Origin of the sequence: Nostoc sp. 'Peltigera membranacea cyanobiont' 213, from assembly GCF_002245975.1 — a bacterium.
Classification (GTDB): Bacteria; Cyanobacteriota; Cyanobacteriia; order Cyanobacteriales; family Nostocaceae; genus Nostoc.
In genome coordinates this window covers 1-11,416 of sequence record NZ_NOLI01000191.1, presented here as the reverse complement: position 1 = coordinate 11,416, position 11,416 = coordinate 1, and the positions used below count along the sequence as shown (strand labels likewise).

General features: G+C 37.9%; 8 protein-coding genes and 2 pseudogenes. 1 reads left to right on the top strand and 9 read right to left on the bottom strand.

Going from position 1 to position 11,416, the window contains the following annotated elements:
- The first annotated feature begins 285 nt into the window (after positions 1-285).
- On the top strand, positions 286-1,626 hold the full coding sequence (locus CDG77_RS31145) for a transposase (RefSeq protein ID WP_094333085.1): 1,341 nt from the start codon (positions 286-288) through the stop codon (positions 1,624-1,626).
- 38 nt (positions 1,627-1,664) lie between these two features.
- Here CDG77_RS31145 and CDG77_RS31140 read toward each other — a convergent pair whose 3' ends face one another.
- From CDG77_RS31140 to CDG77_RS31100, 9 genes and pseudogenes are all read right to left on the bottom strand, one after another.
- Positions 1,665-2,342, bottom strand: coding sequence for a DevA family ABC transporter ATP-binding protein (locus tag CDG77_RS31140; RefSeq protein ID WP_094333084.1), 678 nt, complete (start codon positions 2,340-2,342; stop codon positions 1,665-1,667).
- A gap of 129 nt (positions 2,343-2,471) precedes the next feature.
- Positions 2,472-3,644 carry an ABC transporter permease DevC gene (gene devC, locus CDG77_RS31135; RefSeq protein WP_094333083.1) on the bottom strand — a complete coding sequence of 391 codons (1,173 nt, stop codon included), beginning with the start codon at positions 3,642-3,644 and terminating at the stop codon, positions 2,472-2,474.
- Positions 3,645-3,659: 15 nt separating this feature from the next.
- Positions 3,660-4,112 (bottom strand): annotated as a pseudogene (locus CDG77_RS38140) (transposase); the annotation flags it as partial.
- 29 nt (positions 4,113-4,141) lie between these two features.
- Positions 4,142-4,450 (bottom strand): annotated as a pseudogene (locus tag CDG77_RS31125) (helix-turn-helix domain-containing protein); the annotation flags it as partial.
- A gap of 102 nt (positions 4,451-4,552) precedes the next feature.
- On the bottom strand, positions 4,553-5,746 hold the full coding sequence (locus CDG77_RS31120; protein ID WP_223270074.1) for an ABC exporter membrane fusion protein: 1,194 nt from the start codon (positions 5,744-5,746) through the stop codon (positions 4,553-4,555).
- 476 nt (positions 5,747-6,222) lie between these two features.
- The gene (sbnB, locus tag CDG77_RS31115) at positions 6,223-7,248 is read right to left on the bottom strand and encodes a 2,3-diaminopropionate biosynthesis protein SbnB (protein WP_094333082.1); all 1,026 of its coding nucleotides are present in this window, start codon (positions 7,246-7,248) and stop codon (positions 6,223-6,225) included.
- 294 nt (positions 7,249-7,542) lie between these two features.
- Positions 7,543-8,553, bottom strand: coding sequence for a 2,3-diaminopropionate biosynthesis protein SbnA (sbnA, locus tag CDG77_RS31110; RefSeq protein WP_094333081.1), 1,011 nt, complete (start codon positions 8,551-8,553; stop codon positions 7,543-7,545).
- Positions 8,554-8,655: 102 nt separating this feature from the next.
- Positions 8,656-9,948 carry an MFS transporter gene (locus CDG77_RS31105; protein ID WP_094333086.1) on the bottom strand — a complete coding sequence of 431 codons (1,293 nt, stop codon included), beginning with the start codon at positions 9,946-9,948 and terminating at the stop codon, positions 8,656-8,658.
- 25 nt (positions 9,949-9,973) lie between these two features.
- Positions 9,974-11,416, bottom strand: a 1,443-nt coding sequence (locus CDG77_RS31100) for a thioesterase domain-containing protein (RefSeq protein ID WP_223270073.1), incomplete at its 5' end; no start/stop codon positions are given.

Here is an 11,416-nt window from a genome sequence, read left to right as displayed (position 1 = left end):
ATCATTTTGATAAACAACAGGAGATGCTCCGAGAAAAGGCATCACGAAGGCAGGTGTTAGTGTAGCGATCGCCTACGCCATCGCGCTTTTTTTACATCTGCAATTCAACACTCACATTCCATCTAACGTTGCCCCACGCTGCCTTGAGAACAGCGAACGCTACAGCTTTGCAGTGATTGAATTGCTAGTGCAATACCTTCGCCAAAAAAAGAGTATGAAGAGATAGGGCTGTCGTAGTAGAGTTATTGTCTCTCACAACGACAACTCAAAACTCACAGACAGCCCATGTTCAATATCCTATCACTGCTACAATGCCTGCTACCACAAATAAATGCTACGACGATGCGGCAGTTAAACCAGATAATTCTGGCGATGTTAGCAATGAGTGGAAGAGTCACCATGTTAGGAATTTCTCGTTGGGCAGGCATTGGTGGTAGTTACCCTTCGATGTTGCGGTTCTTTCATACAGTAATTCCTTGGGCGACGTTATTTTGGCTATTTTTCCGCAAACATTTGTTCCGTGCGAATGAGGTGTATTTGCTTGCAGGAGATGAAGTTGTAGTGAGTAAATCAGGAAAACAAACTTATGGGCTGGATAGATTTTTTTCTAGCCTAGTTAGCAAACCTATATTAGGACTATCTTTTTTTACATTATCATTAGTAAGTGTGAAACAAAGGCACTCCTTTCCGATTCGGATAGAACAGGTAATCAAGAGCGATGTAGAAAAAATTAGCCTGTCACCAACCGCAAAAATAAAACCTCAAGAGAAACGTAAGCGTGGACGACCAAAAGGGAGCAAGAACAAGAATAAAGCAGAGGTTATTCTCACATCTGAATTACTAAGAATTAAGAAGATGATTAATGAGCAAGTCTTGTTAATAGCTAACTTTATCCCCCTGACGTACTTAGTCTTAGATGGTCACTTTGGGAACAATAATGCTTTGCAGATGGCTCGACAAGTTAACTTGCACATAATTTCCAAGTTGCGCCATGATTCGGCATTATACATACCTTACCAAAATCCTGATCCTAATCGTCGCTCCCGTCGTAAATACGGTAACAAGCTGGATTATTGTAATATACCTGACGCATATTTGTATAAAAGTAGCATTGAGGAGGATATCAAAACTGATATTTATCAAACTACTTTACTCCACAAGGAGTTTGCTCAAGCACTAAATATAGTTATTTTAGTCAAAACTAATCTTAAAACTAATGCTCGTAGTCATGTAATTCTATTTTCTAGTGACCTAAAGTTGTCATACGAAAAGATAATCGACTACTACAAACTCCGTTTCCAAATCGAGTTCAATTTTCGTGATGCCAAGCAGTTCTGGGGGCTGGAAGATTTTATGAACTTAAGCCAAACGGCTGTGACTAATGCTGCTAATCTAGCATTCTTCATGGTCAATTTATCCCACCATCTTCTCGCTGATTTTCGTCAGTACAATCCCGGTTCCGGCATTATTGACCTTAAGGCTCATTATCGTGGCTTTCGATATGTCCATGAAATTTTAAAAATGCTTCCAGAAACCCCTGAGCCTATTTTATTAAATCAGATTTTTGCCAAGCTTACTTCTTTAGGACGTATTCATAACGTTTCTAGAGGCGTTGAACCCTCGTAAATTGGCAAAGGTATTGATATTAGAAGGTAATTAGTGTTCTAAACATTAAGCAAACGACCATCTTCCATGTGGACAAGGCGATCTGCGATATCAAGGATACGGTCATCATGTGTAACTAGTAGAATTGAACAATCTTGTTTTTTTGCAAGTTCTTGCATGAGTTCAACAACATCACGACCGCTATTTTTATCTAAAGATGCCGTAGGTTCATCAGCAAGAACTATCTTCGGTTGAGTCACTAAAGCACGAGCAATTGCCACTCTTTGCTTTTGTCCTTCAGAAAGGTGTTCAGGATAGTAATCTACACGGTGCTGCAAGTTAACTACCTCTAATATTGACTCTGCTCTCCGGCGAAGTTGCTGCTTTGAAAAAGTAGGACACAAATTAAGAGACATCTGAACGTTCTCTGAGGCAGTTAAAAATGGAACTAAATTATGCCTTTGAAAAATGTAGCCAATTTGACGACGTAATTGCAAAAGTTGCCTATCGCTTGCTTTGTAGAGTTGACAATTTAAAACCCTAGCACTTCCGTTTTGAATTGCTCGTAAGCCAGCAACTAAAGTTAATAAAGTTGTTTTTCCCGAGCCAGAAGGCCCTGTTAAAATAACAATTTCACCTGGCTTAACTGTCAAATTGATATCGAATAAAACTTGTTTACGTAATAAAGCTTTGCCAAAAAAGTGATTAAGCTGTTGAATAGAAATAACTGGTTGCATAATTTTATTTAGCTGAGATTATCTGAGCATTAATAACTGGGAATCGATTTTTTAGATAGTTTTTTTGGAAATTATCCCATTCTATATTTTCAGGGAATACACAAATTAAATATTAAACAGATTAACTATTTAGCGAAATAAATCTGCTGGATCGGCAGATTGTAGTTTTTTCATAGCAATTAAACCAGCAATAGAACACATAGTAATTGTAAGTACTAAGACTATTAAGGCTCGACTAAAAGTCATAAACATTGGTAAACGAGTAGCATTTTCGACAAAAATATATAAAAAAATACAGAAAGCGAAACCAGGGATATAACCCATTAAAGACATTAAGACAGCTTGTTGAATAACAATACTTACCAAATATGATTTTGAATATCCAATAGCTTTGAATGTTGCATATATATATAAGTTATCAGCAATTTGTGAATATAAAATTTGGTAAACAATAACTCCACCAAAAACTAAGCCTATAATTGTACCTAAATTGAAAATAAATCCAATTGGTGTTGATTCTGTCCAATGTTGTTTTTCAATTTGCATGAACTTATTTAAGGTTATTAATTTGACAGGAATACCATTATCATCTTTAGAAAATTTTTTAGAGAATTGTTCAATTATATTTTCTGCCTTAATACCTGACTCAAGGTTTATAACTCCAATAGAAACTTTTTCTAAAGGCATATTTAGTAATTTAGAGTAGTTTAAATCACTAGTAACTACTAGCCCATTTTGAGACATTACTCCCCCTCCTAGTGAGAACAAACCAACAATATTTATTTTTTTATTTGATAACTCAGTAGTAATCACACCTTCACTTTTAAATGCTGAGGCAATAGAACCATATTCACGACTTGATAATTGATCAAATAAAACAGCATCTGGTTGTTGCAGAATTTCTAAGGATTGATTTACTTCTGATAAATTTAAAACTGGTTGATCAGGTCTAAAGGCACACAAACTTATAGTTTCTGTTACAAAAGTTTCAGGGTTTTTAAAATTGGCATCAGCAAAGTATAAAGGGCTAGCTGATGCTACACCATTGATTTCTAAAACTCTATATAGATAACTACGAGGAAATTCTTTGATTCCAAAAAAGTAGTTAGTATCAGCATGAAGTAAAACTAAATCTGCCTGAATAGCTTTATGCATGGTAACAGAATTCTCAAACAAGCCATCACGAAAAGCTAATTGTATAAACATTAAAAAAACGGCAAAAGTTACGCCTACAATAGTGACTAATAAACGAGATTTTTGATATGTTATTTGTAGCCAAGCTATAGGAATTTTGGGAATCATAAGCCAAATATAGGACTAATATTTGATTTTTGAAAAAGCTCCGTACATCTGAAGAGTGGGGAAATCAAAGGTAGTGTGTCGGATAAACCACTCAAACATCCACTTTAAATGAGAAAATGAAGGAATCAAGGCACAAAAACGTCGAACGCATGTTTTAACTTGTAACCAAATATCCTCAATTGGATTTTGTGATGGGCAATTGGGAGCAAAGCGGACACAATGAACTTGCTATTGCTCTTCAGGTAAATTGACCCGACCACGCCGACGTTGCCCTGTAAGATTTTTGCGTTTTCCTCGCTTACCCCAATTCTTACGGCGAATTACACGTAAACTAAAGCCGCTCTCATCCCAAAACCATACCTGCATTCGCTCTGGCTGCTCTCTTGCTATTGTTAAATATTGGGCAAGCTTCTCTTGAAACTTTGCTCTTTCTATTGGTTTTTGTTTGTCTTTAAGGTCATATTTAGCATTATGCAGCTTAAATGCCGATTAGCTTATTCAAATGCTAATTTGTACTCAAGTTCACCAACCTCCCAGGTATCTTTTGTTTGCAGCCAATTTAAAACTTCTTCTCGCTGTTCAACATTCAGGTAGCTTTTCCTCCCCTTATGATTCAAGCGCAGTCCATCTATTCCAAGTTGTTCATAATCTTGTTTCCAGCCTGTTATCGAACCTAGTGACACATTTAAAATCGTCTGAATCTCCTCGTATAAGTAGCCTTGATAAACCAGCTTGACTGCCAACGCTTTTCTTACCTCGCGGGCTTCGGGACGAAGAGCGATAAATTCTTGCAGTTTTGCGATCGCAGTTTGTGGATGCTGGTTTATCATTGTTCGCTGTTAGACAGATGTATGCATCCATATTATCTCGTGGTCTTTTTCAAAAATCAAATCATAGTCCTATATTAACTATGAATTGATGTTAATCTTGACTTCTACTTGTAAGTTAAGTAATTTAGCTGCTTCTTGAGTGTCTAATGAATCAAGCCGAATTTTCACTTCGACTACTCTAGCATCTATATCTAGAGTTTTATCACCATTAATTACTTCTTTTTTACCAACTTGTAAACCAACTTTTTCAACTTTTCCATGTAAATTTTTAGGTAAAGAACTACTCAAAATAGTAGCTTGATTACCTAATTTTACTTTGGCGACTTCAGTTTCATAAACTTCAGCAATAACATACATTTCTTTAGTTTGAGCTAAATCAACTATTCCCCTATCACTAATGCTTTCTCCTCCATAAGTATGAATTCTCAAGATTGTAGCATCTACAGGAGCACGTACATAAGCTAAATCAAGGTCTGCTTCTGCTTCTAGAACAGCTGCTTTTGATTGTTCAAATTCGATCTGAGAGACTCGTAAATCTTCTGGACGAACTTCTTTAAGCTTTTCCAGGTTAGCTCGACTCTCTGAAATTTGTTTAGGAGAAGTTGCTAAAATCTGGTTTATAGTAGCATTTTGTTCATTTATTTGCTCTTGAATAGTTTCTAAGTTTAGATGTTTGCTATCAATTTCTGATGCTGCGATCGCACCTGCATCATATAGCTTTTTAAAACGTAAATACTCTGTTTTAGCATTCTTACCTTCCGCATATAAACGAGCAATTTTTGCTTTTTGAGTGGCAATATCTCCCTGAAACTTGGCTTTTAAGTTCGCAATTTGTGCTTTCTGAGCAACAATTTCTCCTTGCTTGGCATCGCCACTTTTTACTTTAGCAAATTCTGCTTGGGAAACTTGAGATTTTAGCTTGGCTTGTTGTAAAGCTGCCTGTAATTTAGGTAGAGTGTCTAGAATAGCAATTATCTGCCCACGCTTCACTTTATCTCCTTCTTTAATAAATATTTGAGATACCCGCGCGTATTGAAGAGACGAAGAACCAGAGAGATTAATAATTTTATCCTTGGGTTGTATACGTCCTAAAGCAGTAACACTTTCACTCACATTAACTTTAGAGGTAGGAATTACTGTTGTGGCTTTTTGCTTTTCTTTATTAGCTTGATAATTCATAAAAATGTAGATTAGCAAAGCAATAAAAACCCCAATTGCAGCCAAAACTAAAGGCATTACTAAAGTAATATTTAATCGCTCTTTTAGTTTCATCTTCTCACTCTTGTAAAGTTGTTAAATCATATTCAGTACTCAGGGCAAACGTATATTGTCAACAAAAGCAGTTTATTATCAATAAACTCCTAAGTAATCGCATTAAGTGTAGCTTATTGACTTTGTACTAAGTTTTGATTATTACTGCTCTCTACTTAGATCAGAAATAAGCGATCACTATAAATCCGATTATTTGATCTCTTTTATAAGCTTCGCTTTTTGTCAATGTATTTTTGTAAAATTTAGATGCGTTTGCCCTGATTCAGTACTGGGATTTAGACTAAGCAACCCAGCGCTACTGAATTAATAAATAAACATTAGACTAATGCCACCACCTGCTCTAACGCCAATGATTTGTCCTATAGACAAAATAACACCGAGGACAGCAAGGGATCATACCGAAGAAAAAGGTGATAATACTGATTATTGCTCGTCCTGATTTCCTGTAGCTGTCCTATCTTTGAGTCACGTTCTTGTTACTTACGTTGTAGCCAAGGAACTGGGAAAAACGATTTAATAATTGTTCCTTTGTTTTCCTTAATAGCTAAGTCATAAGCTAATTTTCCTAAGGCGAGGTCAAGGATACCTAGTCCAAAGGGGCTGAAAACAGCAATTTTATTATCTTGTCGTGGTTGAGCCGTACTGTTGAAAATGCTGCCTATAGTACATCTAATAAAATTTCTGTTACCTACGAGTTGTTCAGCAAGGTGAATAGATGTTTCAGCACGACATACATGGTCTATATCATCAACGATATTGTCAGCTAATAAAATGAATTCTGGTGATAAATCTCGTAGAGATATATGCAAGATTATCTTATCAGAATTCTTCTCAGGCATATCGAATATATGTGGTTTACTAGCTGTTGTAGCAAAAGATATGAGAGATGCTATTTGTAAAATAGTATTGGGATCTTCTAAAATTAGAATTTCCAATTTTTTAGATAGTTGTTTACATTTAAGTTTGAATTGCTCTGCTCTTGCCAAACTTAAATCATAAATAAACAAGCTTTCTATCTCAGGGTGACTAGCTATAAGAAAACGAAGGGTTTCAAAATTAATTAAACCACAGCCTATCATGCCAAGTTTAGTTAATAATTGCTCGCTCTGCAAACAGTTAGCTGCAATCACAGCACTAGCAGCAGTACGTTTAGCACTGATGACAGAACTTTCCATCATAGCTTGTGGACGGCCATTTTCTGTTGAATTTAAGATTAAAACCGCCGAGGCTCGCTCCATATTCATAGCTAAATTGTCTGGAAAAGAAGCAATCCATTTTATTCCTGCTGTTTTCAGATCACCATTTAAATAAGCTGGTAAAGCAATAATTCTATTGTTGATATTGTCTGGGAAACGCAAAAAGCTAGAATGCGGTAAGAAACTGTTGCCTTCTTCATAGATTTTATAAGCAGATTTGATAACCTGCATTATTTCCAACTCTCGATTTTGCAATAGCGTTAAAATCTGATCGCCATTTAAAACAAGTATGTTCTCGTCACTCATATTACAAACCTCGATTACTGTTATATAGTGTCATTTATTGAAATTGAAAAGCTTTTGTTAGAAGCATATCACAGAAACATTATTAACCTGGTTTGGTTACTTTTGGAAAATAATAATACAGAGCAAGATTCTGAAACTTTTGATTAATCATGCTTTGAACTTTTATTGTCTAATTGTAACTGAAACTTATAGCCAAAATCTGGAGATTAAACCTCTCAAAGGCTTGAGCGAGATTGGGTTTTCCTAAAGTGATAAAAGAGGATTCATTGGCATTTATTAAAAAAATATTTAATCTTACCAAAGATGAAAAACATTACCGAAGTGTTCTTCGACCCAATTATTTGAATATATTGTGTCAAGGTAGCGTTCACCGCGATCACACAAAATAGCAACACAATTTGCACCATCAGGTATCTCTCCTCCTTTTTTCTCAATTGCAGATATCATGCCTCCTGATGAGCCTCCGGCTAATATTGCCTCCCGCCTGAGTAAAGTACGGCAACCTACAACACAATCTAAATCAGATACATGCAAATATTCATCCTCTAACCCGTGTTGAAACAGCTCTGGAACTCTTGCTGCACCAGCCCCAGGTATGAGTCGCTTACCTCGTTTGCCTTCGAAAATGACACTCCCCTCAACATCTACAGCAATAATTTTTGTGTTGAGATTTTTACTCTTTACATATTCAGAGCAACCACGAAGTGTGCCACAAGTACTAGTAGCACAAAATAAGTAATCAAGCTGTCCATCCAGGGCTGTAACAATTTCGTGCATGGTTTGATAGTGGGCATACGGATTATTTAAATTGGCATACTGATTACACCAAAAGCTATTAGGAATAGAATCAAGTAATGACTTCACTTGGTTAATCCGAGCTTGCAAAAAATCGTTTGTAATTGGGTCTGGCTGTGCCACTAAAACAATCTCTGCCCCATATACCTTGAGAATGTTAATATTTTGTTGCGTTGTTCTCAAATCAACTACACAAATAAAACGTAAATTAAGTAAAGCACATATTTGCGCTAAACCAATGCCTAAATTCCCTGAACTAGATTCGATAATTGTCGTTTCCGGATTAATCTTTCCTAACTCAAATGCTTTTTTGAGCATGTTGAAGGCTGGGCGGTCTTTGATACTACCTCCAGGATTAAACATTTCCAACTTTCCAAAAAGTTGAAAGTGATCATATTTAGATACTTGTTCCAACTTAATTAGTGGTGTATTACCAATGGTGGTTAAGATTCCATTATTTTTTGAGAGTGTATTTAAATTAGCTAAATATTTTTGTTGAGCTACTACCATTTTTATTCTCCTGTAAATTGAATCAGATTGAGCAATAACAAGTAACTAAAATAACAAATATTGCTATTTATAATTACGTGTTTTTAACTAAGAAAAATCTATTTATATGACATCCGGCAGTTCATCTTCTACTAGCCGTAGGCGAGGATACTGGTAGCCTGCTACAGCCACTAGCATACTGAGCGTTCCTATGATGATGAACATCAAACCAATGCCACGACCTTTCCCAATACCGATAATTTGTCCTATGTTTCCAGCTAAAGGTCCGTTGAAGACCATTAAGGGTTCAAATACTTTGTCAGCTAGTGGCCCGGCGACAATATAAGCTAGCGGAAACGATGCATCAGCAATCGTTTGACGTATCGCAAAGACTCTTCCTTGCACATCGAGTGCAACTTTCTTTTGAAAGATAACTTGGGCACAAGCATTAATAATTGGCCAGCCTAAAAAGAAGAGGAAAGCAGCGAGAGTGATAAGTGCGACGGAAGCGCGTAACCCTACACCCATAATACAAAGTCCACCAAGCAACTGAAACCCGATAACGGTGTGGATTAAACGCTGTGGCCCGCCATAAGTAGTGATGATCAAACTGCCTAGTAGTAAACCAATGCCAGCCACAGATGTCATTGTACCAAGGACAGCCGGTGAGGTAAAAGACAGCACTAAGGGTGTGATTAGGACTTCAACAGCTCCTAAAAGGAGATTGCTGGTGGTAAAGAACATCAACAGCCCCAAAAGCCCTGGTCTGGCAGTGATGTAATTCCAGCCAGAGATTACCTCTTGTAGTAGCGAACTTTTTTTGATTGTCTCAGAGTGATTAGTATTAGTGATTTTGAGTTCAGGGAACCTCACAAGTAATAAAGGGATGATGCCAAAGAAGAAGGTGAGGAAATCGATCACGATGATCCCCTGTAACTGAATGGTTACTAACAGTAAGCCTCCTAGCATTGGTGATAGAAGTTGGGCGACTGCCCGCCCTAACTGGATCATGCCACTGGCCCGAGCAAGGTATTGTTTAGAAACCAACAAAGTCGTGGCAGCGTTGTAAGCTGGCAACTGGAAAGCACTGAAACCAGAACTGATCGCTAAGGCGACACAAATGTGCCAAATTTCAAGCTTACCAAGGGTAAAAAATAACAAGGCGATCGCCAGGGTACTAAGACCAGCACCAAAGTCACTGATGATCATTACCCACCGTCGTTGCCAACGGTCTACTAAGACACCAGCTACCGGAGAAATCAGGCTTGATGGTAAGGTGGCAGACAGAAGAATTAAGCCCAGCAAAGTCACAGAGTTTGTGTTCTGGTAGACCCAGATTCCTAAAGCAAAACTCGTAAGAGATGAGCCGATTAAGGAAAGCATTTGGCCTAACCAGATGAAAATAAAGATCCGCATCCCGGGTGTAGAGTGTTGGATCATGTTATTTCACTCCACCATTTACCCGTACTTTATCGATGCATATTTGCAGGCGTTCAGCTAGAGTCAGTACGTGAGGCTCAGTCATCATGGTAACATGGTCGCCAGGGACAATATGAACCTCCACTGGTTTGGCAGAAAACTCGTTCCAGCCTAAAGCCGGGTCTTGTAGTATCTCTAAATATTCGGGTCTACTGGAATTATCCTCAGCATTAACCTCACTTGCTCGCAAACAAGTAATTTGACTAGGATAGGCATTCTGTGGCACATATGAATCAAAAGCTTCGCCTGTAGCTTTACTAACCTTCAAAAAACCTTGTATTTGTTTTGTGCCAATTTGAGGTGGTAGTAAATTGGCTATTTTTAATTGCTCCCCAAGGTATTTCAATTGTTCTTCAAGATTTAGGGTTAGCAAAGTATTGTAAGAAAACTCCACTTTTATTTCAAAGAAGCGTTCCAATAAACGAATTAAGTAGAGTAAATCCTTAACGTCATCCCGATTAACATTTATAGGTTTATTGAGGTTGGGAACTATGGCCATCACATCTAGCATGGCAAGTAAAGCTACTTCATGCCCCTGCTTTTGCAGTTGCTGGGCCATTTCAAAAGCTACGTAACCTCCAAACGAGTGGCCTCCCAAAAGATATGGACCTTGGGGCTGAATTGTCTGTATGGCTTCAAGATAACAAGTAACCATTTCTGCAATTCGGGTATGAGGTTCAAGTTCCCCATCTAGACCTTTAGGTTGCAAGCCGTAGAATGGTTGGTCTGAGCCTAAATAACGAGCTAGATGATAAAATTCAATGACATCCATCGCTCCCCCAGGCACACAGAAGAAAGGTTGCTTAGAACCCTCTGGCTGAATTGCTACCAAAGGAGACCAAGACTGGGAATCTGTATGCTCACTGATAGTACCAGCTATCTGTTCAATTGTTGGGTTCTGTAAAAGTCTAGCCAAAGGTAGACTTTTCCCAAACTGCTGCTGAATCTTAGTCATCAGGCGTAGGGCTAATAGGGAATGACCGCCGAGTTCAAAGAAGTTGTCCTGAACGCCGATTGGGTGAACATTCAGAACTTCTTCCCAGATTGATGTAAGTTGCAGTTCTTGAGAATCACGGGGCGGAATAAAGCTAGTCTTTCTACTGAAACTGGATTTCTCTGGTGCGGGTAAAGCACGCCGATCCATCTTGCCGTTGGGTGTCAACGGTAAGGACTCCAGTATCACAAAAGCTGATGGCATCATGTACTCAGGCAATTTTTCCTTGAGAAAGCGGCGTAGTTGAGCTTCTAAATCTAGAGTTTCTACCTGTTGATGTGGGACTAGATAACCCACTAAACGCTTGTCTTCTGCCTGTTCCCAAACGATAACAACGGTTTCTCGTAGATCGGGGTGTTGTGCTAGCACAGCTTCGATTTCTCCAAGTTCAATGCGGAAGCCGCGAATCTT